Source organism: Streptomyces sp. SKN60, from assembly GCF_026236535.1.
In the GTDB taxonomy this organism is placed as follows: Bacteria; Actinomycetota; Actinomycetes; order Streptomycetales; family Streptomycetaceae; genus Streptomyces.
Genome location: NZ_JAHTMW010000008.1, coordinates 115017 through 138312, shown reverse-complemented (window position 1 = coordinate 138312; position 23296 = coordinate 115017). Strand labels below are relative to the sequence as shown.

General features: G+C 73.5%; 14 protein-coding genes and 1 riboswitch. Of the genes, 3 read left to right on the top strand and 11 right to left on the bottom strand.

Translation table 11 applies throughout. The annotated features are described in order from the left end of the window. Positions 1–10: 10 nt before the first annotated feature. Entirely contained in the window at positions 11–7348 is a 7338-nt protein-coding gene (locus tag KV205_RS15425) for a non-ribosomal peptide synthetase (RefSeq protein WP_265864926.1), read from the bottom strand. Between the two features lie 243 nt (positions 7349–7591). Here KV205_RS15425 and KV205_RS15420 point away from each other — a divergent pair, with 243 nt between their 5' ends. Further along, positions 7592–8392 carry an alpha/beta fold hydrolase gene (locus tag KV205_RS15420; protein ID WP_265864925.1) on the top strand — a complete coding sequence of 267 codons (801 nt, stop codon included), beginning with the start codon at positions 7592–7594 and terminating at the stop codon, positions 8390–8392. 108 nt (positions 8393–8500) lie between these two features. On the opposite strand, the gene KV205_RS15415 is transcribed toward KV205_RS15420, so the two are convergent. Next, complete coding sequence (locus KV205_RS15415) at positions 8501–9706, bottom strand: MFS transporter (protein WP_265864924.1); 1206 nt, start codon at positions 9704–9706, stop codon at positions 8501–8503. 166 nt (positions 9707–9872) lie between these two features. Between KV205_RS15415 and KV205_RS15410 the strand changes: the two genes are divergently transcribed. After that, on the top strand, positions 9873–10778 hold the full coding sequence (locus tag KV205_RS15410; protein ID WP_265864923.1) for a LysR family transcriptional regulator: 906 nt from the start codon (positions 9873–9875) through the stop codon (positions 10776–10778). Positions 10779–10797: 19 nt separating this feature from the next. On the opposite strand, the gene KV205_RS15405 is transcribed toward KV205_RS15410, so the two are convergent. The 5 genes from KV205_RS15405 to KV205_RS15385 form a co-directional block, all read right to left on the bottom strand. Then, the gene (locus tag KV205_RS15405) at positions 10798–12150 is read right to left on the bottom strand and encodes an aromatic acid/H+ symport family MFS transporter (protein WP_265864922.1); all 1353 of its coding nucleotides are present in this window, start codon (positions 12148–12150) and stop codon (positions 10798–10800) included. A 120-nt stretch (positions 12151–12270) separates the two neighbouring features. After that, a complete protein-coding gene (locus KV205_RS15400) occupies positions 12271–12918 on the bottom strand; it encodes a thymidine kinase (protein WP_265864921.1) in 648 nt (215 codons plus the stop codon). Between the two features lie 64 nt (positions 12919–12982). Further along, entirely contained in the window at positions 12983–14188 is a 1206-nt protein-coding gene (locus tag KV205_RS15395; RefSeq protein WP_265864920.1) for an alkaline phosphatase family protein, read from the bottom strand. Further along, the gene (locus tag KV205_RS15390; protein WP_265864919.1) at positions 14188–14781 is read right to left on the bottom strand and encodes a DUF5998 family protein; all 594 of its coding nucleotides are present in this window, start codon (positions 14779–14781) and stop codon (positions 14188–14190) included. The genes KV205_RS15395 and KV205_RS15390 overlap by 1 nt, the downstream gene beginning before the upstream one ends. Positions 14782–14843: 62 nt before the next feature. Further along, on the bottom strand, positions 14844–17780 hold the full coding sequence (locus KV205_RS15385; protein ID WP_265864918.1) for a bifunctional GNAT family N-acetyltransferase/acetate--CoA ligase family protein: 2937 nt from the start codon (positions 17778–17780) through the stop codon (positions 14844–14846). Positions 17781–17957: 177 nt separating this feature from the next. Between KV205_RS15385 and KV205_RS15380 the strand changes: the two genes are divergently transcribed. After that, the gene (locus tag KV205_RS15380) at positions 17958–18239 is read left to right on the top strand and encodes an HPr family phosphocarrier protein (RefSeq protein ID WP_265864917.1); all 282 of its coding nucleotides are present in this window, start codon (positions 17958–17960) and stop codon (positions 18237–18239) included. 239 nt (positions 18240–18478) lie between these two features. On the opposite strand, the gene KV205_RS15375 is transcribed toward KV205_RS15380, so the two are convergent. The 4 genes from KV205_RS15375 to KV205_RS15360 form a co-directional block, all read right to left on the bottom strand. After that, positions 18479–19162 carry a GntR family transcriptional regulator gene (locus tag KV205_RS15375; RefSeq protein WP_265864916.1) on the bottom strand — a complete coding sequence of 228 codons (684 nt, stop codon included), beginning with the start codon at positions 19160–19162 and terminating at the stop codon, positions 18479–18481. A gap of 192 nt (positions 19163–19354) precedes the next feature. Further along, positions 19355–20125 carry a M23 family metallopeptidase gene (locus KV205_RS15370; protein WP_265864915.1) on the bottom strand — a complete coding sequence of 257 codons (771 nt, stop codon included), beginning with the start codon at positions 20123–20125 and terminating at the stop codon, positions 19355–19357. Positions 20126–20137: 12 nt separating this feature from the next. Beyond that, a riboswitch (cyclic di-AMP (ydaO/yuaA leader) is annotated at positions 20138–20303 on the bottom strand. A gap of 236 nt (positions 20304–20539) precedes the next feature. After that, positions 20540–21907, bottom strand: a complete 1368-nt coding sequence (locus tag KV205_RS15365) for a pitrilysin family protein (protein WP_265865093.1) — start codon at positions 21905–21907, stop codon at positions 20540–20542. 26 nt (positions 21908–21933) lie between these two features. Beyond that, entirely contained in the window at positions 21934–23280 is a 1347-nt protein-coding gene (locus KV205_RS15360) for a pitrilysin family protein (RefSeq protein ID WP_265864914.1), read from the bottom strand. Between the last annotated feature and the right edge of the window lie 16 nt (positions 23281–23296).

The following is a 23296-nucleotide window of genomic DNA, read 5'->3' as shown; positions in this document are numbered from 1 at the left end:
GGTGGTCATGTCACTCACCGATCAGCTCGACGACGGTCCTGACCATGTGGCCGACGTGCGGTTCCTCCATGATCGTGAGGTGGTCGCCGGGGACGTCGACCACGTCGAGGACGCCGCTGGTGCGCTCGCGCCAGCCGTTCGTGGGGTCCTTGTGCATGCTCTCGATGGCGGTGTGCATCGAGTTGAGGACCTCCGGCAGCGGCTCCGAGGCGTGGATGAGGACCATGTCCTGGTCCACCACCTCGGGGCGGTAGGCGAAGGCGGCCTTCCAGTTCGCCTCGTACACCTGGAACAGGCGCCGGACGACCGCCCCGGTGCTGCCGGCCGGCAGCACGCCCTCGTCGATGGCCAGCTGGGCGATGAAGTCGAACTTCTCCTCCAGCGTGCCCAGTTCGGCCGGGATCAGCTCCAGCGGGGAGTCCCCGCCGCGGCGCAGCCAGAGCAGCTCCCAGAAGAACCAGCCGAGCAGCGCCTCGTCGCCGGTGTTCAGCCGCCGCCCGGGGTTGAGCGCGGTGGTGTCGAGCAGCACCAGACGGGCGATCTTCTCCCCCGCCGCGCGCAGTTGGCGGGCCATCTCGAAGGCCACGAAGCCGCCGAAGGACCAGCCGCCGATCACGTACGGGCCGCTGGGCTGCACCCGGCGGATCGCCTCGACATAGCCGGCGGCGATCTCCTCCACGCTGCGCAGCGCCTCGGTGCCCGGGTCGGCGCCGGCCGCCTGGAGCGCGTAGAAGGGCTGGTCGTCCGGGAGGTGCTTGGCGAAGCGCACGTAGCAGAGCACGTTGCCGCCCATGGGGTGCACGAAGAACATCGGGCGCCGGTCGCCGTCGGTGCGGATGGGCACCAGCGGGTCGAAGGCGGTCCTGGCCTCGCCGGAGCGCAGCCGGGCCGCGAGGGCCGCCGCCGTGGGCGCCGCGACGAAGTCCGAGAGCGGGATGCTGGTGCCGTACCGCTGCTCGATCTGCACGACCAGGCGCATCGCGGTGAGCGAGGTGCCGCCGAGGTCGAAGATGTTCTGGTGCGGGCCCACCGCCGGCAGCTGGAGCAGGTCGGCGAGCATCGCGGTCAGCGTCCGCTCGTACGCGTCGAGCGGCTCGGCCTCGTCGGCCGCCGTGTCGGTGGTCAGCGGCGTCCGGCGCAGCGCGGCGTCGTCCCGCTTTCCGCTCGGGGTGAGCGGGAGGGCGGGCAGCCACTCGAAGTGCGAGGGCGTCATGTAGTCGGGCAGTACGGTACGCAGCTGCTTGCGCAGCAGGACCAGGTCGGCGCCGTCCCGGTCGCCGGTCAGGAAGGCGGCCAGGAAGGAGTCGTTGCCCTCGCGCCGGCGGGCGACGACGGCGACCTCCTGGATGCCGGGGTGTCCGGCGGCGAAGCGGCCGACCGCCAGCTCCACCTCGGCCGGCTCCACCCGGTAGCCGCGCACCTTGACCTGGGAGTCGGCCCGGCCCAGGCACACGATGTCGCCGCCGGGCAGCCGCATGCCCAGGTCGCCGCTGCGGTAGAGGCGTTCGCCGGTGACCGGGTGGACGGTGAACCGCTCGGCGGTCAGATCGGCCCGGCCCACGTACCCCTCGGCGAGGCAGTCGCCGGCCAGATACAGCTCGCCCTTGACGCCGGTCGGCACCGGACGCCCCCGCCCGTCCAGGACGTGCACCCGGGACCGGTCGACCGGGCGGCCGATGGGCGGCAGCGCCGGGAAGGCGGCCGGGTCGCCCTGCATGGTGTACGCGGTGATCACATGGGACTCGGTGGGCCCGTACTGGTTCTCCAGGATCACCCCGGGCAGCGCCGCGCACAGGCGCCGGATCTCGTCGGTGACGCGCAGCTGCTCGCCGGAGGAGAGCAGCGCCTTCAGGCCGCGCGGCGCCAGGTCGAACGCGGCCGCGGCCTCGGCGAGCTGCTGGAGCGCGACGTACGGGAGGTACAGGCGCTCGACGCCCTCGCGGTCGAGGAGGCGGAGCAGCGCGGGCATGTCGCGGCGCTCGTCCTCGGAGAGGAGGTGGAGGGTGCCGCCGCCGCAGAGCGTCGAGAAGATCTCCTGGAAGGAGACGTCGAAGCTGAGGGGCGCGTACTGGGCGGTGATGCCGCCGACGACGCCGCTCGGCACGGAGTTCTGCCAGGCCACGAGGTTCGCGAGCGAGCGGTGCGGCATGGCGACGCCCTTGGGGGCGCCGGTGGAGCCGGAGGTGAAGAGGATGTACGCGATGTCGGCCGGCGTGATGGCGGCGGGCGCGACGGCGGGGTCGGCCGGTCCTTCGGGCGTGTCCGTGGATCCGTCGAACAGCTCCTCGGCGGAGAGCACCGGGGCCAGTTCGCCGAGCGCGCCGACGTGTTCGGCGCCGGCGACGATCCGGAACGGCTCGGCCTGGCTCACCATGGAGGTCAGGCGCTCGACCGGGTAGCTGACGTCGAGGGGCACGGTCGTGGCCCCGGCGCGCATGACGCCCAGGATCACGGCGACGGTCTCCGGGGAGCGGGGCAGGGCGATGCCCACCCGGTCGCCGGGCCGGGAGCCGAGGGCGAGCAGCCGGGCGGCCACCCGGTCGGCTGCGGCGCCGAGTTCGGCGTACGTCCAGCGGCGCGGCCCCTGGACGAGCGCGACCGCGTCCGGGGTCAGCCGGGTCCGCTCGGCGACGGTGCGGGCCACGTCCTGGAAGGGGGCGCCGGCTTCGGGGGCACCGGCTTCGGGGCCACCGGCTGCCTGGGCGGCGTCCGCGGCCTCGTACGGCTCCGGGCTGAGGAAGCCCAGGTCCGCGGGCTCGTCGGGGTGCCGGACGACGCGGTCGAGCACGGCCGTGAACGTGTCGGCGTACAGCTCCGCCTGGGCCGGCGTGAAGGTCTGGCCGTGGAAGTCCATGCGCAGCCGCACGGTCCCCTCGACCGGGTCGGTCATGGCGTTGACGAGCAGCTGGAAGTTGGTCTCCTCCCAGGTCCGGAAGTCGAGCATGCGCACGCCGGGCAGTTCGAGGACGGCGGCGAGCTGCCGGAAGTGGATGTAGTTGAAGGCGGTCTCCAGGACGGTCGCGCCGCGGTCCTCCTGGATGGCGCTGAGCGGATAGCGGCGGTGCTCGTGGCTGAGCCTCTCCTGCTCGAAGGCCGCGCGGACCACGCCCGCCCAGTCGGCGGCGGCCCCGGTGTCGAGGCGTACGGGCATGGTGTTGAGGAAGAGGCCGGCCGTGCGGTCGGCGTCCTCGATCTCGGGACGTCCGTGGGTGACCAGACCGGTGGTGACATCGGGCTGGCCGGAGTGGAGGCGCAGGGTGAGGCAGTGCGCCGCGAACAGCACCGACTTCAGCGGCAGACCCCGCTCGGCGCCGAAGTCCCGTGCCCGGTCGGTGAGTTCCCTGGGCAGGTCGACGATCCGGGTGAGCTGCTCGGCCTCGCGCGGGGTCTCGTGCGGGCGGAACGCCTCCAGCTGCGGCAGCGGGGCGTCGGCAAGCCGCTCCTGCCAGAAACGCCGGGTGTCCGCCGACTCCAGGGCCCGGCGCTCGGCGAGCACGTGGTGGGCGCCGGAGGGCAGGGCGGTGTCGGGGACGGCCGCGATGGGGTGGCCAAGGCGGTGCAGATAGTCCTGGAGGAGTTCGCGCAGGAGGGTGGCGACGCTGCCGCCGTCGAGGATCGCGTGGTGGAAGCTGAGCACCAGCTCGACGGTGTCGTCCAGGACGTGCGCCCGGAAGAGGTAGAGCGGGGCGCGCTCGAACACGTACCGGTGGAAGCGGCGTTCCTCGACATGGGCGGCGATCTCCGCCCGGGCCTCGGACTCGGGGCGGCCGCGCAGGTCCAGGACCGCGAGGCCGCCGTCGACGGCGTGGTCGACGATCTGCAGCGGCTCGGAGAAGGAGCCGAGGTCGAAGGAGGAACGCAGCACCGGGTGGCGGGCGACGAGTCGGTCGAAGGCCTCCCGGAAGCGGTCCTCGTCCCAGTCGAGGACCAGGCTGTACTGGAAGACGTCGTGGTAGACGGCCGAACGCTCGTCGGCCCGGCTGTGGTAGAGCAGCCCGAGCTGGAGGCGGGTGAGCGGATGGGCGTCGGCGCGGCCTTCGAGGCGGGCCCGGTCCACCTGGGAGACGAGCGCGAAGGGCGCGAGCTCGGCGCGGGGCGCGGCGGGGGCGCCGGTGGTCGCGCGGGCGGCCAGCTGGGCCACGGTGGGGTGGTTCATGAGGTCGGTCGGCGAGAAGCGGATGCCGGCTTTCTCGGCCTGCGCCTGGATGCGGAGCAGGGTGATCGAGTCGCCGCCGAGGGCGTAGTAGTCGTCGTGCACGCCGATCCGGCCGGGCGGGGTCTCCAGGACCTCGGACCAGATCCGCAGCAGTGTCTCCTCGGTGGCGTTCCGGGGCGGCTCGGCGCCGCCGCGTGCGTTCCCGTGGCCTTCGGCGGAGCCGGTGACCGGGGCGGGCAGGGCGCGGCGGTCGGCCTTGCCGTTGGGCGTGAGGGGTATTCGGTCGATCGGCACGAAGTACGACGGGATCATGAACTCGGGTAACTGGGCGGCGAGTTCGGCGCGCAGCCAGGACGGGTCGAGGGCCTCGTCGGCGACGTGGTAGGCGACGAGCACGGTGCCGCGGGCCGCCGTGTCGCGGTCGACGACGAGGGCGTCGCGGATCCCGGGGAGGGAGGCGAGCCGGTTCTGCACCTCGCCCAGCTCGACGCGGTTGCCGCGGATCTTGACCTGGCCGTCGATCCGGCCCAGGTACTCGATGCCGCCGTCGGCGAGCCGGCGGGCGAGGTCGCCGGTGCGGTAGATCCGGCGCTCGGGGGTGAACGGCTCGTCCCCTGTGGTGTGGCGCGCGGGGAAGGGGTCCTCGGTGAACTTCTCGGCCGTGAGTTCCGGCCGGTCCAGGTAGCCGCGAGCCACGCCGACGCCGCCGATGCACAGCTCGCCGGGGAGGCCGGGGGGCTGGAGGCCGCCGTGCGCGTCGACCACGTACAGGACGGTGTTGTCGATGGGCAGGCCGATCGGCACCCGGCGGACCGGCTCGTCCGGCGCGTCCGACGCGGACGGGCAGTCGTGGTACGACACGTCGACCGTCGCCTCGGTGGGCCCGTACAGGTTGACCAGGCGCGGGGCGCCCGGGCCGGAGCCCGCGCCCGAACCCGTATCCGTACCCGCGCCGAACACCCGGTTGAACTGCTCGACGCGCGCCGCCGGCAGGGCCTCGCCGCTGCAGAAGACGGTGCGCAGGGAGCCGGCCCGGGCGCGGAGCTCCGGCGAGACCTCCAGGAGGTCGAGGAAGGGGCCGAGCATGGAGGGCACGAAGTGCAGCACGGTCACTCCGCGGTCCTCGACGGTCGCGAGGATCTGCCGGGGGTCGCGCTGGCCGCCGACGGGCAGCAGGGCCAGGCCCGCGCCCTCGATCGCCCACCAGAACAGCTCCCAGACGGAGACGTCGAAGGAGATCGGCGTCTTCTGGAGCAGCACGTCGTCCTCGCCGACCGGGTAGGCCCGCTGCATCCAGGCCAGCCGGTTGACGACCGAGTGGTGCTCGACCATGACGCCCTTGGGGCGCCCGGTGGAGCCGGAGGTGTAGATGACGTACGCGAGGTCGCGCGGGCCGGCGTGCGGCGGGAGCGGTCCGTCGGGTCCGGTGAGCAGTTCCGCCACCGTCAGCGGCGGCTTGCCGGCCGCCGCCTCGGGCAGGGTGGTGCCGGAATCGGGGTCGACGAGCACGGCGGCGGCCCGGCTGTCCTCCAGGAGCAGCCCGATCCGCTCGGCCGGGTAGCCGGGGTCGACGGGCACGTAGGCGCCGCCCGCCTTCAGGACGCCGAGCAGGGCGACGAGCAGCCGGGGCGAGCGCTCCATCAGGACGGCGACCCGGTCGCCGGTGCCGACGCCGTGCGCGCGCAGTCCGCGGGCCACCTGGTTGGAGCGGGCGTCGAGTTCGGCGTACGTCAGGGTGTCGGCACCGTCGGCGCTGGTGACGGCGGTGCGCTCCGGGGTACGGGCGGCCTGTGCGGCGATCAGCGCGTGCAGGGTCGTGTCGTCGGCGTACGGGACGCGCGGGCCCCGCGAGTCGTGGACGAGGTCGGCGTACCCGGCCTCGCCCAGCAGCGGCAGGGTGACGGCCGGCTGCCCGGGCCGCTCGGCTCCGGCGCGGATCAGCATGAGCAGCTGGTCGGCGACGGCGGTGATGGGCAGGTCCTCGTCGAAGACGTCGAGCGCGTAGTCGAGGTCGAGGCGCAGGTCGGCGTCGTCGTCGAAGGCGTGGATCATCACGGACAGCGCGTCCTGGGCGTGCACGGGTGCCTGGACGGTGGTCTCGGCCGCGACGCCGGGCAGGGCCGCGGGGCGCGGGAAGCGCAGATAGGACAGGGTGACGTCGAAGAGGCGGCGCGATCCGGCGCCGGTGTTGGGGAGTTCGCGCAGTACGTCGCCGAGCGCGAGCCGCTCGTGGCGGCGCAGGGTGTCGGTGCCGGTGCGGATCCGGGCGGCGAGCTCCGGCAGGCTCGCCCCGGCGTCGACGGCCACGCGGACCGGAAGGCTGTTGGCGACCTGGCCGACGACGGCCTTCTCCGCCTCGGACGGGCGGTTGAGGAACGGCACGCCGAGCACGGCCTCGTCGGCGCGGTGCGCGCGGGCGAGGTAGGTGGCGAAGGCGGCGGCGACGAAGGCGAAGGGCGAGCTGCCGAGGGCGCGGATCCGGCGGACCAGGGCGGCGTCCACGGTGACGCTGTGCCGGCCGCGGAGCACGGGCGCCTCTCCGGCGGCGACGGTACGGGTGAAGAGCGCGGGCGCGACCCCGGCGAGGGCCTCGCGGTGGTGGGCGCGGTCCTGCTCGTGGGCGGCGGAGGCGCGGTACGCGGCCTCGGCGTCGAGCAGCGTCGTCACGGAGGGGACGGAGGCGGGGATCCCGGCCTCCACCCCGCCGGTGCGGCGGAGGTACTCGTCGTGCACCTGGCGCAGCACGAGGTTCAGCGCCCAGGCGTCCGCGATCAAGTGGTGCACGTTCAGGAGGAGATGGACCACGCGCTCGCTCTCGCGCAGCACGGCGGCCGTGAACATCCGCGAACGGCGCAGCGCGAAGGGGCGGTTGAAGGAGTCCCGGCGGCGGGCGGCGCAGGCCGCGCCGGGGGCGGGCGCGTCGGAGTGGTCGGCGTACTCCACCCAGGGGGCGGTGTCCTCGGTCGCGAGCCACTGGAAGGGGACACCGGCGGTGTCGTCGAAGCGCAGCGAGAAGGCGTCGTTGGCCCGGAGGACGTGCTCCAGGGAGGCGCACAGGACATCGGTGTCCAGCTCCCCGTCCAGCCGTTCGTGGAGGAGGACGTTGAACTGAGGGTCGGCGGCGGTGGCGGATTCGGCAGCCCAGATATCGCGCTGATAGGCGGACAGCGGGAGCTGACGTGAAGTGAGCATCGGCCTTCCTTCGATAATTCAGGCTCAGGGGATTTCGTTGCCCGATGCTCGTGAGCCTACGTTTCACGTGATCCGATCCACCACTACTCGATCGAGTAGTCGCCGACCACTCGATCAGGTAGTGGTCTGCCAAGGGGACTATCAGGGGGTCCATCACGTGGTCTGTCACGTGGTCTGTCACAGTGGCGTGAAGTCGACGAACAATTCCGGGAAATAGCACGGTGATTCGCTAGCATCGCCGTCATGACCCCTTCACCTCCTTCCTCGTTAGCCCGCTCCGTGTGGGGAACCGGCCCTGGCCTGCTGCTCGCGCACGGCGCCGGCAGCGATGTGCGGGACAGCTTCGGCCCGTTGATCGGCTCTCTATCCGAATCCAGGACCGTGGTCGGCCCCGATTTTCCGGGCTCCGGTTCCACCCCTCTCGCGGACCGCGCATTGAGTCTTGACATACTCGCCGACGAAATCGTGGAAAGCGCCGTGCAATCCGGCGTGCACTCCTTCGCCATTTCCGGTTTCTCGATGGGTACGACGGTGGCGATACGGGCCGCGGTGCGGCATCCGGAACGGGTGACCGCCCTCGTGCTTTCCGCCGGCTTCGCCTTCCCCAATCCCCGCCTGCGGCTCGCGATCGACACCTGGCGGTCGCTGGGCCGGAGCGATCCCGCCGGCCGGGACCTGGCCGCCTATCTGTCCCTGATGGTCGGCGGGCCCGACTGGCTGGACGAGCGCTCCGGCGCGGAGATCGAGGAGCAGCTCGGGCTCTTCGCCGCGGGCATGCCGCCCGGCGCGGACGCCCAGCTGGCGCTGTTCGACCACATCGACGTGCGGCCCGATCTGGCCGCGATCCGGGTGCCCGTCCTGGTCGTCTCCCCGGCCCGGGATCTCCTCATCACACCTCTTCACTCCCGTGAACTCGCGAACGGAATCCCGGGGGCCGAGCTGGCGGTCCTGGACTGCGGGCACGCCATCGCCGCCGAGCGGCCGGCCGAATGGGCCGCGCTGATCCGGGAGTTCCTCGACCGTGTCGACGGCTTCGTGGGCTGACCTCTCCGACCGGTGACGGTCGGGTTGGCGGCGCCCCGGGGACGGGGGAATGCCCCGGAGCGCCGCCGGCTCATGGAACCGGTCCCGCCGGTCAGTGGCGCTCGCCGGTCAGAGGCGCCCGGCGGCCGGTGCGCGGCCCGCGGCCGTCACCACCAGGGCACCGGCGGCGAGGGCCGCGCCCAGGTACATGACGGCCTCGATGCCGGAGCCGTCCGCGGCGAGGCCGCCGACGAACGCGCCCAGCGCGATCGAGCCGTTGAACACGCCGACGAACAGGGCGGACGCGGACTCGCGGGCCTCGGGGGCCGCCGCGAGCAGCCAGGTCTGGGTGGACACCGAGACCCCGCCGTACGACACGCCCCAGACCGCCAGCAGCACCGTCGCCGTGACCACCGACCCGCCGATCAGCGGCATCAGGCAGACCGTGGCGGCGAGCACCAGGCTGATCGCCAGGAGCGCGCCGCGCGGAGTGCGCGAGGCGAGAGCGCCCGAGGCGAAGTTGCCGAGCACGCCGGCGACGCCGTACACGAGCAGGAGCGTGCCGATCACGGACGCGCTCGCTCCGGAGATCTCCTCCAGGGCGGGCCGCACATAGGTGTAGGCGGCGAAGTGGCCGGTGACCAGGAGCAGCACCACGCCGAGGCCGGTGGCCACCCGCGGGTTGCCGACCAGCCGCAGCACGCCGCCGAGCCGGATCTCCTGCTCGGCGGGCAGCTTCGGCAGCAGCACCGCCAGGGCCACGAGGACCACGAGCGCGAGACCGGCGACGGTGACGAACGCCGTCTGCCAGTCGGCGAGTTCGCCGATGTACGTGCCGGCCGGGACGCCGAGCACGGAGGCCACGGCGATCCCGCTGAAGACCAGCGAGGTGGCCGGGCCGACGGACTTGCCCGGGACGAGCCGTACCGCGAGACCGGCGGCGATGGCCCACACCCCGCCCATGCCGATGCCGACCAGGACCCGGGCCGCGACCATCACGGCGAAGTGCGGGGACCAGGCGGCCAGCAGATTGCCGACGATCAGCACCGCCATCAGACCGCACAGCACCGGGCGCCGGTCGAAGCGGCCGAGCGCCGGGGTGAGCAGCGGCGCGGACACCGCGCCCACCAGACCCGTGATGGTCAGGGTCAGTCCTGCCGTGCCCTCGGTGACCTTCAGCGCCTCGCCGATGGGCGTGAGCAGCCCCACCGGCAGCATCTCGGACGTGACCACGGTGAACGTCGCGCCGGCGACGGCGACCACGGCGGGCCAGCCGCCGCCCCGGGGCTCCGGAGCGTCCGGGGTCACCCCTGCGATTTCCTCTGTCTGTGCCATGAGTTCAGCCAACCCGCCGCGACCTGCGGGAACAACGCCCAATCCCTCATGCTTCGATGAGCCCGGCTACTTGATCGATTCCCCCGGCCCGCCTGGCGGACCGGCCGCCCGCCCGGGTAGACAACCCAGGAGACGATCCTGGGATCGCGGCGCAGAAGGGGAGACCATGAGCAGTCTGGACATCCGCGAGCTCGAGGCCTTCCTCGTGCTCGCCGAGGAGCTGCATTTCGGCCGGGCGGGCGAGCGGCTCTATGTCTCCCAGAGCCGGGTCAGCCAGCTGCTCCGCTCCCTGGAGAGCCGGATCGGCGCCCCGCTGGTGGAGCGGACGAGCCGCCGGGTGGGCCTGACGCCGCTGGGCGAGTCCTTCCTGTCCTCGCTGCGTCCGGCGTACGAGGCGCTGCGGAGCTCCGTCGACGAGGCCCGGGCGGCCGCCCGGAACGTCGACGGGGTGCTGCGGATCGGTTTCCAGGGCACGGTGGACGACTATCTGGCCCGGGCCATCGCCGGGTTCGAGGAGCGCTACCCGCAGTGCGCGATCGAGGTGGCGGAGATCGCGCTGTCCGATCCGTTCGGGCCGGTCCGCCGCAAGGAGGTGGACTGCGCGGTGGTCCTGCTGCCGGTGGCGGAGGAGGACCTGCTGCTGGGGCCGGTGTTCTCCCGGCAGCCGCAGACGCTGGCGGTCTCCGCCCGGCATCCCCTCGCGGGGCGCGCGTCGGTCTCGGCCGAGGAGCTCGCGACCTGCCGGCTGATCGGCATCCAGGACTCCGCCCCCGAGTACTGGCGCCTGGCCCAGGCCCCCCGCGAGACGCCGGAGGGCCGGCCGATCCCGGCCGGCCCCCTGGTCAACACCCTGCAGGAAGGCCTCTCCCTGACGGCCGCGGACCGCGGCGCGATGCTGCTCTGCCGCTCGACCGCCGAGTACCACGGTCACCGCGGATCCATCGCCTTCGTCCCGGTCGAGGGCCTCCCGGACTCCCTCCTCGGCGTCGTCCTGCGCCGCCGGACCGGCACCCCGCAGGCACAGGCCTTCGCGGAGGTGGTCGCCGAGACCCTCGCCGAGGAGCGGAGCTAGACCCTGCCCGCTGCACGGATCACTGGGCGAGCGCTCCGGCGGGCTCGGCCGTGCGGGCGGACCGGGTGAGCAGGTACGGCGCGACGAGCAGCACGGCGGACAGCGCGGAAGCTCCGGCGAAGAGCAGGAAGTTGGAGCTCACGCCGTAGCCGCCGTCGAGCAGCCAGCCGGCCGTGGTCGGCGCGATCACGGCACCGATCCGGCCCGCGCCGAGCGCGAACCCGAGGGCCGTGCCGCGCAGGATCGGCGGGTAGTGGCCGGCGACCGCCGAGATGATCAGGCACTGGGTGCCGTGGGTCCCGACGCCGGCGAGGATCAGCGCTCCGTACACGACGAGGATCGAGGACGGATACGTCACCAGCGAGGCCAGCCCGATCGCGGCGCAGGCGGCGGCGATGATCGCGCTGCGCAGCGGGCCGATCCGGGTGGCCACCCACGCGGTGATCGCCGAGCCCGCGACCGCGCCCAGGTTGAGGGCGAGCAGATAGGTGAGGGGGTCGCTGCCCAGGTCGAAGCGCGGCTCGCTCGCGGTCAGCTTCGGCAGCCACGTACCGAGGCCGTACCAGGCGAACAGGGTCGCGACCGTCGCGGCGCCGAAGAGCAGCGTCGCCGGAAGGAACGGCGGGCGGAGCACGGTGCTCAGGGCGGGGCGGTACGCCGGCGCGGCGGTACCGGTGGTCGCGCCGTTCGTGTCGTCCTCGGCCGCGCCGAGCCCGTACCGCGTCTCGACGGCCCGGGCCTCGTCGACACGGTTCTTGCTGCGCAGCCAGACGGCCGACTCCGGCAGCCAGCGGCCGAGGGCGGCGACGAGCAGGAAGCCGCTGAAGGCGAACAGGTAGAGCGCCTCCCAGCCGAGCGCCGGCAGGGTGGGGATGCCGATGATCGCGGCGAGCGCGCCGCCGATGGGGACGCCGGACATCATCGCGGTGGCGCCGACCGAGCGGAACCGGGCCGGGACGAACTCGGCGGCGAGCGCGTTCGCGGACGGCACCAGACCGCCCAGGCCGAGGCCGGCGACGAAGCGCAGCACGCCGAAGACCTCCGCGTTCGGCGCGAGGCCGCACAGGCCGGTGAACAGCGTGAACCAGGTGACACAGGCGAGGATGGTGCGCCGCCGGCCCAGCCGGTCGGCCAGGTTGCCGGCGAACAGCGCGCCGACGAGCATGCCGGCGAACGCGAGGCTGCCGATGGTGCCGGCCTGGCCGGGGGTGAGCTGCCAGCCCGGCTCCTTGAGCAGGGCCGGGATGGTCGTGCCGTAGACGATGAGGTCGTAGCCGTCGAAGACGACGATCAACCAGCAAAGGCCGATGACGAGGGCGGCGGGTCTCCAGGGCGCGGCCGCTTCGACGGGGCCGCTCTTCGCTGTGCTCATGGTCACAAGGTGCCTGCGGGCACCCCGACGGAACAGAAGATTCCGCAGAGCAGAATCTCCGGGGAAACACGCCGTGAAGCAGGGGGTCCGGCCGCGCACCGGCGAGCCGGGCGAGTGGCCTCAGTTCATCGTGACCGGCAGCACGTCCGGCGACAGGGCCGCCGCGCGCGCCGTCGCGCTCGTCATCCGCTTGCGGTGGTGGCGCCGGCACAGCACTTCGTAGCCGACCTCGTCGCCCGCGTTGACGTCGCCGACCACGACCTGCGCGCCCTCGACGACCATGGCGCCGCCGACGGTGCGCGCGTTGTGCGTGGCCCGGGCGCCGCACCAGCACAGGGCCTCGACCTGGAGCACCTCGACCCGGTCGGCGAGTTCGACCAGGCGCTGCGAGCCGGGGAACAGCTTGGAGCGGAAGTCGGTGGTGATGCCGAAGGCGAAGACGTCGAGCTCCAGGTCGTCGACCACCCGGGCGAGCTGGTCGATCTGCTCGGGGGCGAGGAACTGCGCCTCGTCGCAGATGACGTAGTCGCAGCGCCCGCCCTTCGACAGATGGGTGACGAGGTACGCGTAGAAGTCGAAGCCCTCGGCGGCCTCGACGGCGTCGGTGACCAGGCCGAGGCGGGAGGACAGCTTGCCCTCGCCGGCCCGGTCGTCCCGGGTGAAGATCATGCCCTCGAGGCCGCGGGCGGAGCGGTTGTGCTCGATCTGAAGAGCGAGGGTGCTCTTTCCGCAGTCCATCGTTCCGGAGAAGAACACCAGCTCGGGCATGGGAGGTCGGAGACCTTTCGAGATCGGGGCGGGAAAAGGGAGGAGAGACAGGGGCCGCGGGGACTCAGGTGCGCACTTCGAACAGCGGCACCAGCTGCTCCTCCGGGGTCATCGAGCCGTGCATGCCGGTCATGGCGGACTCGTTGGGCTCGTTGACCGAGGCGGTGATGGCGAGGGGGCCCTGCGCGGCGGCGACCACGTCGCCGATCCGTCCGTACACCCGCTCGTCGATCGTGTCGCCGAACCAGCCGAGCGCGACGGCCTCCTCGCGGCTCGCCACCCAGAAGCGGTCGCCGATGACCTCCTGCCAGCAGGTCAGGACGTCGGACGCGGCGCCGGGGACGGCGTAGACGTGCCGGGCGCGGCCCTCGCCGCCGAGCAGCGCGACGCCGGCCCGCAGCTCCCAGTCCTCGTCGAAGTCGAGCCGGTGGTCCTCGTCGAAGGGGATGTCCACCATGCCGTGGTCGGCGGTGACGTAGAGCGCGGAGCGCGGCGGGAGCTGTTCGGCGAGCCGCTGGACCAGCCGGTCGACGAACATCAGCTGGCCGCGCCAGGCGTCGGAGTCGATGCCGAAGCGGTGTCCGGCGCCGTCGAGTTCGCTGTAGTACGTGTAGACCAGCGAGCGGTCGCCGGCGGCCAGCTGCTCGGCGGCCAGGTCCATCCGCTCCTCGCCGGAGAGGCGCCCGTGGAAGGTGCCGCCGCTCAGCGCGATCTTGGTGAGCGGGGTGTCCTGGAAGGCGGGCGAGGAGACCTGGGCGGTGTGAATCCCGGCCTGGTCGGCGAGCCGGAAGACCGTGGGGTACGGCTGCCAGACCTGCGGCGGCGTCCACGGCTTCCAGCGCAGCTGGTTCATCAGTTCGCCGGTGTCGGGGTTGCGCACGGTGTAGCCGGGCAGCCCGTGGGTGCCGGGGAAGCGTCCGGTGCCGACCGAGGCGAGCGAGGTCGCGGTGGTGGCGGGGAAGCCGGCGGTGATCGGGCGGCCGGTGCCGCCGCGCGAGGTGCCGAGCAGCGAGGTCAGATAGGGCGCCTCGTCGGGGTGGGCGAGAATCTGCTCCCAGCCGAGCCCGTCGATGAGGAAGACGCAGTTGCGGTCGGCGGGCGCGAGCTCCGTGATCCGCGGGGTGCAGCCGGGCACGCCCTGTCCGGCGACCAGGGTCGGCAGCAGATCGCCGAGCGAGCCGGTGCCGTACTCGGGGAGCGGGGCGGTGGCGGGGTCGAGCGGCTCCGGCTCGTCCGGCCAGCCGTGTGCGACGGTGGTGGGCTGCACCATCAGCGGGCGGCCGGGGTCGTCGCGGTGGCCTCGGAGAGCGCCTGGGCGAAGGCGAGGGTCTGCTTGACGGTGTCCGGGCCGTCGCCGGCGTCGCTGACCCGGAGGCTGAGGTCGTCGGCGGTGGAGCTGCCGGTGTAGCCGTGGTCGGCGTCGCAGTTGGGGTCGCCGCAGGCGGCCGGCTCCAGGTCGATCCGGGAGACGGCGCCCCAGCCGATGGTGAGGACGACCTCGCGGGGCAGGGTGCCCGGGGTGTACGCCTCGGGGTTGGCGACGACACGGCTGACGACGATCGAGGAGATCCGGTCGAGCTTCACGGACTCGGTGGAGGTCGTGGCGTACGGCGTCGGGGAGCTGTTGTCGGCGGACTGCTCGTCGGTGTGGCTGACGATGAAGCGGTTGGCCGTGAGGACGAGGACGGTGACGTGCCGCCGGACCTCGTTGGCGTCGAAGGTGGTCTCCTGGTGGACCACGTACGACGTGACGGCCTCGCCGCCGACGGCGGCCTCCACCGCCTCGGCCACGAGGGCCGGGTAGTAGCCGCTGCGCTCGATCGCCGCGCGCAGCCCCTGGGTCGTCGTACCGGTCTTCGCCATGGACTCCATCCTACGGGGCTGCGGGGCCCCCTCCGGCCGCTGCGGGCCGCCCGTGGCGCCGGTCACGAAGGTCCTTCATATGCGGGGAGGCTGCGCGGGCCGAGGTCGGTGCGCGGCGGGGGCGGGGCGAGGCGGAGGGTGGCGCCGAGGACGGAGAGGCCGCGCGGGGCGACGACCACGGGTTCGAGGGAGACGGCGACGACCTCGGGGTGGTCGTCGACGAGGCGGGAGACGCGCAGGAGCAGCTCCTCCAGGGCGGGGGTGTCGACGGGGGCGGAGCCGCGCCAGCCGAAGAGGAGGGGGGCGGTGCGGATGGAGCGGACGAGTTCGGCGGCGTCCCGGTCGGTGGCGGGGACGAGCCGGTGGGAGGTGTCGCCGAGGAGTTCGGAGGCGGCGCCGGCCAGGCCGAAGGAGAGGACGGCGCCGACGGCCGGGTCGATGGCGGAGCGCACGACGGTGTCGACGCCGCGCGGCACCATGGCCTGGACGACCGGCTGGAGCTCCTCGGGCTTGCCGAGGGTCTCGGTGAGCTCGGCGTAGGCGGTGCGGAGTTGTTCCTCGGTGGCCAGGTCGAGCCGGACCCCGCCGAGGTCGGGGCGGTGGCGCAGGTGGGGCGCGGTGGTCTTGAGGGCGACCGGGTAGCCGAGCCGGGCGGCGGCCCGTACGGCCTCGTCGGGGCCGGGCGCGGGGAGCGTGGGCAGCACCTCGATGCCGTAGTGGCCGAGCAGCGCGCGGGTGGTGTCGGCGTCGAGGGTGACGCCGCGCGGGTCGGCGTCCGGCCCGCCGAGGGCCCGCTCGACGAGCGCGGCGGCGCCGGCCTCGTCGATCCGGTCGAACTCGGGGACCCGGCCGGGGTCGGCGGCCTGGCGGCGCCACTGGGCGTAGCGGACGGATTCGGCGAGCGCGCGCACGGCGCGCTCGGCGGCGGGGTACGCGGGGATGACGCCGGGCTCGGGGGCGTACGGGTGCGCGGCATCCGGAGAGACGGATTCCGGCGGTACGGGAGGGGCCGCGGGCGCGGCGGTCGGCGCGGGGGCGGTGGGTGCGGGTGCGGGTGCGGGTACGGCGGTCGCCGCGGGGGCCGTGGGCGCGGGGGCCGCGCGGCGGGCCGGGGCGGTGCGGGTGGCCTCGGACAGGGCCTCGGCGAGGGCGCCCATCTCGACGTGCACGACGACCACGGGCTTGGCGGGTCCGGGCGCGGCGGCGACGGCGGAGCGCAGGGCCGCGGCGAGGACCTCGCCGTCGCCGGACTCGGTGGCCCCGTTCTCCCCGACCCAGGGGATCGCGGTGACGACGACGGCGTCGCAGGCGTCGGAGGCGAGGGCGGCGGTGAGCGCGGCGCGGAAGTCGGCGGGGGTGGCGCCGGTGGTGAGGTCGAGGGGCCGCTGCGGGCGCAGGCCCTCGGTGAGGCAGGCGTCGTAGGCGAGCAGGCCGAGGGACTCGGAGTTGCCGAGGATGGCGACGCGGGGGCCGGCGGGCAGCGGCTGCTCGGCGAGGAGCAGTCCGGCGTCGACGAGTTCGGTGACGGTGTCGACGCGGATCACCCCGGCCTGGCGCAGCAGCGCGGAGACGGTGGCGTGCGGGATGCGGGTGACGGGGACGCGGTGGCCGGGCGGGGCGCTGCCGCTGTGCCGGGCGCCCTTGACGACCACGACGGGCTTGACGGCGGCGGTGCGGCGGGCGAGCCGGGTGAACTTCCGGGGGTTGCCGATGGACTCCAGGTAGAGGAGGACGACGTCGGTGGCCGGGTCGTCGTACCAGTGCTGGAGCAGGTCGTTGCCGGAGACGTCGGCGCGGTTGCCGGCGGAGAGGAAGGAGGAGAGGCCCGCGCCGCGCCGGTGCAGTCCGGCGAGCAGGGCGATGCCGATGGCGCCGGACTGGGTGAAGAGCCCGATCCGGCCGGCGGCCGGCATCTGCGGGGCGAGGGAGGCGTTCAGCCGGACGGACTCGGCCGTATTGATGATTCCGAAGGCGTTGGGCCCGATGATCCGCATGCCGTACGAGCGGGCCTGGCGGACCAGGGCGCGCTGGCGCTCGCGGCCCTCGGGGCCGCTCTCGGCGTAACCGGCGGAGAGCACGACGAGGCCGCGCACGCCGTGCTCGCCGCAGGCGGCGACGGCTTCGGGGACGCGCTCGGCGGGGACGGCGACGACGGCGAGGTCGACGGGGGCCCCGATGGCGGCGACGGAGTGGACGGCGGGCACGCCGTCGATCTCGTGCGGTCCCTCGCCGAGGGCGGCGTTGACCGCGTGGACGCGGCCGGTGTAGCCGGCGTCGAGGAGGTTGCGCAGGACGGTGCGGCCGACGCCGCCGGGGGCGCGGCCGACGCCGATCACGGCGACGGAGCCGGGGGCGAGGAGGCGTTGTACGGAGCGGGCCTCGGCGCGCTGTTCGCGGGCGCGCTGGACGGCGAGGGAGCGGTCGGTGGGCTCCAGGTCGAGGTGGAGCCGGACGGCGCCGTCCTCGAAGCTGCGTTTCTGGGTGTAGCCGGCGTCCGTGAAGACCTTGATCATCTTGCTGTTGGCGGGCAGCACCTCGGCGGCGAAGCGCCGGATGCCGCGCTCGCGGGCGACGGCCGCGATGTGTTCGAGCAGGGCGGAGGCGACACCCCGGCCCTGGTGGGCGTCCTGGACGAGGAAGGCGACCTCGGCCTCGTCGGCCGGGGCGGAGGCGGGACGGCCCTGCTCGTTGATCCGGTCGTAGCGCACGGTGGCGATGAACTCGCCGCCGACGGTCGCAGCCAGGCCGACCCGGTCCACGAAGTCGTGGTGGGTGAAGCGGTGCACATCCTTGGCGGACAGGCGCGGATAGGGCGCGAAGAAGCGGTAGTACTTCGACTCGTCCGAGACCTGCTCGTAGAAGCTGACCAGCCGCTCGGCGTCGTCGGCGGTGATCGGCCTGATCCGCGCGGTGCCGCCGTCCCGGAGGACCACGTCCGCTTCCCAGTGGTCCGGATACGCGTGCTCCGGCCGCCCCGACTGCTCAGACCCGCTCTGCATGGGGCTCAGCCTACGGCTGAGGTCGGACAGTGGCACGGGTCGCGCGGCCCTGGGGCGCCGGGCAAGGTAGGGAAGGCCGAACGGCCGTCCGGCCGGGGCCGAAGGTCGGTACGGGAGCACGCCGCCACCCGTGAGAGACTGGTCTAGACAACCGCTGAAAGTTGAAGGGCTACCACCATGGCTGAGCGCCGCGTCAACGTCGGGTGGGCCGAGGGCCTGCACGCCCGCCCCGCCTCCATCTTCGTCCGTGCCGCCACGGCCTCCGGCGTCCCCGTGACGATCGCCAAGGCCGACGGCAACCCGGTCAACGCCGCCTCCATGCTCGCGGTGCTCGGCCTGGGTGCGCAGGGCGGCGAGGAGATCGTGCTCGCTTCGGACGCCGACGGCGCCGAGGTCGCGCTCGACCGCCTCGCGCGACTGGTCGCCGAGGGCCTGGACGAGCTCCCCGAGACGGTCTGACCCACCGCCTCCCGGCCGCCTCTCCGTCACCTCCCCGACGACGGCTCGCGCGAACGGCCGCGTCCCCGGTACTCCCGGCGGACGCGGCCGTTCGCTTTTCCCGGGACCTCGGGAAATACTCCCGGGAAATTCCGCTGCGATGCGGCACCGCCGACGCCGGCACGGGCGCGGGTTATCCGCTTTCCGGGCAGCGCGAAAATCCCTCTGGAATTCCCTTCTCTTTGTATACGGTGCCCGTGTTAATTCCGCGGTCCCGCACTGTGTACGGCATGTTGCGAAACCCTCACCCGCGACCGGTCCCCCTGTTTCGGGCGGTGCCGCGGCAGGGCCCGCTCCACGTGCAGCGCGGTCAGCGCCCGGGCCCGCTCGGCGTCCCGGCGGGCCACCGCGTCGACGATCGCGCCGTGCTCGGCCCAGGTCTCGGCGGGCCGCTCGGCCGGATCGACCGCGTACATCCAGGCGATCTTGTGCCGCAGCTGGGTGAGCAGCGCGGTGAGCGGCGGGCTGCCGGAGGCCTGCGCCAGCGTCTCGTGGAACCAGCCGTCGAGCGCCGCCAGATCCTCGCCGCGCCCGCTCCTGGCCCGCTCCTGCCCGAGCCTGACCAGGCCGCGCAGCACCTTGAGGTGGGCCTCGGTGCGCCGCTGGGCGGCCCGGGCGGCGCCCAGCGGCTCGAGCAGGGAGCGCATGTCGAGCAGGTCGGCGGCCTCCTGCTCGCCGGGCTCGGCGACCTGGGCGCCGGCGTGCCGGCGGGTCACCACGAAGCCCTCGGACTCCAGGGTGCGCAGGGCCTCGCGGACCGGGACGCGGGAGACGCCGTAGCGGCGGGCCAGCTGTTCCTCCGTCAGCCGGGCGCCCCGCGCGTACACCCCGGAGACGATGTCGTCCCGGATCGCCGTGCATACCGAATGCGCGGGAATGCGCATGTCCGACCTCCGTTTTCCGCCGCGCGACAGCCGTCGAGCACCGCCTGTCCGGCGACTCTATTGCAGGACGCCGGAATTTCCGACGGCACCCATGGGAAAGGGACGCAAAAAAGCCCCGGCTCGTTTCGAGCCGAGGCTTTTCGCCGGATGCGGGCTTTACACCGGATGTGGGCTTTTCGCCGGTCGCGACCGTCAGACGTTCACGCCGCGGGCGCGGAGGTAGCTGATCGGGTTGATGTCGGAGCCGTACTCCGCGGTGGTGCGCGCCTCGAAGTGGAGGTGCGGGCCGGTGGAGTTGCCGGAGGAGCCGGAGATGCCGATCTGCTCGCCCGGGGTGACCTTCTCGCCGACGGAGACGGTGAGGGCGGAGAGGTGGCCGTACTGGGTGTACGTGCCGTCGTTCATCCGGATCACGATGTTGTTGCCGTACGCGCCGCCCCAGCCGGCCTCGACAACGGTGCCGGAGCCGACGGAGACGACCTTGGTGCCGTAGGCGGCGTGGAAGTCGATGCCGGAGTGGCTGCCGGAGGACCAGAGCGAGCCGCCGGTCTTGTAGCCGGTGCTCACGTACGAGCCGGCCACGGGGAGCTGGAAGGAGGCGAGGCGCTTGCGCTCGGCCTCGCGGGCGGCGCGCTCCTTGGCCTCGCGGATCTCCTTGGCGCGGGCCTCGGCCTTGCGCTTGGCCTCGGCGGCGGCGCGGACGCGGGCGGCCTCCTCGGCGGCGGCCTTCTCCTGGGCGGCGGCCTGCTCGTCGACCCGATCGGTGAGGGACTCGTCGAGGACGACCTGGGTGAGGCCGGTGTCCTCCGGGGAGGCGCCTTCCGTGTCGGCGGCGAGCGCCGGGGAGGCCAGGGTGCCGATGACACCGGTGGTGGCGAGTGTCGCGACGCCGGCGAAGCCGGCGCTGCGGCGCGCCAGCCGGCTCGGGGCACGGTGCTTCCCGGTGGCACGGGTGAACGCCATGTAGTGGCTGATCCTTTCCTTCCCTCTCGCCTACCGGGTTAGCTGACGGGTTCGGAGCAGGAAGGTCTCCTACGGGCCCCTCCGCGCGGAGCGAAGGCGTCCGATTCACCCCAGGGACTGCGTGTGGGTCCCCGGCTCCCCAGGCTCGCGCCTTGCGGGGACTCGGCGATGACTGTCCGTTGCCGCGGATGCGGCGTCGAGCGGTGGCCGGACAGCCGCATCGACGCTAGGCCGATCGTCTTTCAATAACCAAACGGACACGGGTTTTTGTAAGACATGCCACAGGGCATTCACCAACACACGACAGTAATACGGACATACGGGAGGACCCCGGCGAACCAGGTCGCCGGGGTCCCGTGACGGCGTCTCAGGCAGCCCGGTGCAGCTGGTGGGCAGCCGGTGACAGCGCCTCAATCAGCCGGTGACGACGCTCACTTCACCGATGCCGAGGGCCCGCACCGGCTCCGCGATCTGCGCCGCGTCGCCGACGAGCACGGTCACCAGCCGGTCCACCGGGAAGGCGTTGACCACCGCGGCGGTCGCCTCCACGGTGCCCGTGGCGGCGAGGCGCGCGTACAGGTGCGCCTGGTAGTCGTCCGGGAGGTGCTGCTCGACCTGGTCGGCGAGCGTCCCGGCGACGGAGGCGGCCGTCTCGTACTTCAGCGGGGCCACGCCCACCAGGTTCTGCACGGCGACGTCGCGCTCCGCGTCCGTCAGGCCTTCGGCGGCGAGGGTGCGCAGCACCTTCCACAGGTCGTCGAGGGCCGGACCGGTGTTGGGGGTGTCGACCGAGCCGCTGATGGCGAGCATCGACGCGCCGTTGCCCTCGCCGTCGGAGCGCAGCACCTGGCCGAACGCCCGCACGCCGTAGGTGTATCCCTTCTCCTCGCGCAGGACGCGGTCCAGGCGGGAGGTGAGGGTGCCGCCGAGGCAGTACGTGCCGAGCACCTGGGCCGCCCAGACGCTGTCGTGGCGGTCGGCGCCGACGCGGCCGATGAGCAGCTGCGTCTGGACGGCGCCCGGCCGGTCCACGATGACGACCCGTCCGGTGTCGTCGGCGGTGACCGGCGGCATCGGGCGCGGGGCGGCGGGCTTGCCGCTCCAGGCGCCGAGGGTGTCGGCGAGCACCTGGTCCAGGTCGACGCCGGTGAGGTCGCCGACCACGACGGCGGTGGCGGCGGCCGGGCGGACGTGCGCGTCGTAGAAGGCGCGGACGGCGGCGGCGTCGATCGCGGCGACGGTCTCCTCGGTGCCCTGGCGCGGCCGGGACATCCGCGAGGCGGCCGGGAACAGCTCCTTGGAGAGCTGCTTGGCGGCGCGGCGGGCCGGGCTGGCCGTCTCGTGCGGGATCTCGTCGAGGCGGTTGCGCACCAGGCGCTCGACCTCGGTCTCGACGAACGCCGGGGCGATCAGGGCCTCGGAGAGCAGGCCGAGCGCCTTGGGCAGCCGGGAGACCGGGACCTCCAGGGAGACCCGTACGCCCGGGTGGTCGGCGGCCGCGTCGAGGGTGGCGCCGCAGCGCTCCAGCTCGGCGGCGAACTCCTCGGCGGTGTGCTGGTCGGTGCCCTCGGACAGGGCCCGGGCCATGATGGTGGCGACGCCGTCGAGGCCCTCGGGCTCGGCGTCCAGCGGCGCGTCGAGGAAGATCTCGACGGCCACCACCTGCTGGCCGGGGCGGTGGCAGCGCAGCACCGTGAGCCCGTTGTCGAGCGCGCCGCGCTCCGGGGCCGGGAAGGCCCAGGGCTTGGCCTCGCCGGCCTGCGGCTGCGGGTGGAAGGTCATGCTCGTCAAAGACGCGGCAGCGTCGGTCACTGGTCCGCTCCCTCTTCCTCGTCGCTGTCGGTCTCCTCGGCCGTGCCGCCGACCGGCTCGTAGACGAGCACGGCGCGGTTGTCGGGCCGCAGCTGGGCGGCGGCCACCTCGCGGACCTCGTCGGCGGTGATGTCGAGGACCCGGTCGACGGCGGTCAGGGCCAGCTGCGGGTCGCCGAACAGCACCGCGTAGCGGCAGAGTTCGTCGGCGCGGCCGGCGACGGTGCCGAGCCGGTCCAGCCACTCGCGCTCCAGCTGGGCCTGGGCGCGCTCCATCTCCTCGGCGGTCGGGCCCTCGGCCGCGAACCGGGCCAGCTCCTCGTCGACGGCGGTCTCGATCTGCGGGACCTCGACGCCGCCGGAGGTCTTGACGTCCAGCCAGCCGAGCGAGGGCGCGCCGGCCAGGCGCAGCAGGCCGAAGCCGGCGGCGACGGCCGTGCGGTCGCGGCGGACCAGCCGGTTGTGCAGCCGGGAGGACTCGCCGCCGCCGAGCACGGTCAGGGCGAGGTCGGCAGCGTCGCACGCGCGCGTGCCGTCGTGCGGCAGCCGGTAGGCGGCCATCAGCGCACGGGCCGGGACCTCCTCCTCGACGACCTCCCGCAGCTGCCCGCCGATGACCTCGGGCAGCGAGCCGTCGCGCGGCTCGGGCTTGCCGTCGTGGCCGGGGATGGAGCCGAAGTACTTCTCCACCCAGGCGAGGGTCTGCTCGGGGTCGATGTCGCCGACGACCGAGAGGACCGCGTTGTTCGGCGCGTAGTACGTGCGGAAGAAGTTCCGCGCGTCTTCCAGGGTGGCCGCATCCAGGTCGGCCATCGAGCCGATCGGGGTGTGATGGTACGGGTGTCCGTCCGGGTACGCGAGGGCGGTGAGCCGCTCGAACGCGGTGCCGTACGGCACGTTGTCGTAGCGCTGGCGGCGCTCGTTCTTGACGACGTCCCGCTGGTTCTCCATGGACTCGTCGTCCAGGGCGGCGAGCAGCGAGCCCATCCGGTCGGCCTCCAGCCAGAGCGCGAGCTCCAGCTGGTGGGCGGGCATCGTCTCGAAGTAGTTGGTGCGCTCGAAGCTCGTGGTGCCGTTGAGCGAGCCGCCCGCGCCCTGCACCAGCTCGAAGTGGCCGTTGCCGTGGACCTGCTTCGAGCCCTGGAACATCAGGTGCTCGAAGAGGTGGGCGAGACCGGTGCGGCCCTTGATCTCGTGCCGGGAGCCGACGTCGTACCAGAGGCAGACCGCGGCGACCGGGGTCAGGTGGTCCTCCGACAGCACCACGCGCAGGCCGTTGGCCAGCCGGTGCTCGGTCGCTGTCAGGCCGCCGGAGCCGGCCTCGGCCGCAGCCGTGTGACCCATGGGCATGTGTCCCCTT

What these genes read in the sequence shown, in the direction of transcription:
- KV205_RS15425 (WP_265864926.1), bottom strand. Translation starts at nt 7,348, where the DNA reads ATGCTCACTTCACGTCAGCTCCCGCTGTCCGCCTATCAGCGCGATATC.
- KV205_RS15420 (WP_265864925.1), top strand. Translation starts at nt 7,592, where the DNA reads ATGACCCCTTCACCTCCTTCCTCGTTAGCCCGCTCCGTGTGGGGAACC.
- KV205_RS15415 (WP_265864924.1), bottom strand. Translation starts at nt 9,706, where the DNA reads ATGGCACAGACAGAGGAAATCGCAGGGGTGACCCCGGACGCTCCGGAG.
- KV205_RS15410 (WP_265864923.1), top strand. Translation starts at nt 9,873, where the DNA reads ATGAGCAGTCTGGACATCCGCGAGCTCGAGGCCTTCCTCGTGCTCGCC.
- KV205_RS15405 (WP_265864922.1), bottom strand. Translation starts at nt 12,150, where the DNA reads ATGAGCACAGCGAAGAGCGGCCCCGTCGAAGCGGCCGCGCCCTGGAGA.
- KV205_RS15400 (WP_265864921.1), bottom strand. Translation starts at nt 12,918, where the DNA reads ATGCCCGAGCTGGTGTTCTTCTCCGGAACGATGGACTGCGGAAAGAGC.
- KV205_RS15395 (WP_265864920.1), bottom strand. Translation starts at nt 14,188, where the DNA reads ATGGTGCAGCCCACCACCGTCGCACACGGCTGGCCGGACGAGCCGGAG.
- KV205_RS15390 (WP_265864919.1), bottom strand. Translation starts at nt 14,781, where the DNA reads ATGGCGAAGACCGGTACGACGACCCAGGGGCTGCGCGCGGCGATCGAG.
- KV205_RS15385 (WP_265864918.1), bottom strand. Translation starts at nt 17,780, where the DNA reads ATGCAGAGCGGGTCTGAGCAGTCGGGGCGGCCGGAGCACGCGTATCCG.
- KV205_RS15380 (WP_265864917.1), top strand. Translation starts at nt 17,958, where the DNA reads ATGGCTGAGCGCCGCGTCAACGTCGGGTGGGCCGAGGGCCTGCACGCC.
- KV205_RS15375 (WP_265864916.1), bottom strand. Translation starts at nt 19,162, where the DNA reads ATGCGCATTCCCGCGCATTCGGTATGCACGGCGATCCGGGACGACATC.
- KV205_RS15370 (WP_265864915.1), bottom strand. Translation starts at nt 20,125, where the DNA reads ATGGCGTTCACCCGTGCCACCGGGAAGCACCGTGCCCCGAGCCGGCTG.
- KV205_RS15365 (WP_265865093.1), bottom strand. Translation starts at nt 21,907, where the DNA reads ATGACCTTCCACCCGCAGCCGCAGGCCGGCGAGGCCAAGCCCTGGGCC.
- KV205_RS15360 (WP_265864914.1), bottom strand. Translation starts at nt 23,280, where the DNA reads ATGGGTCACACGGCTGCGGCCGAGGCCGGCTCCGGCGGCCTGACAGCG.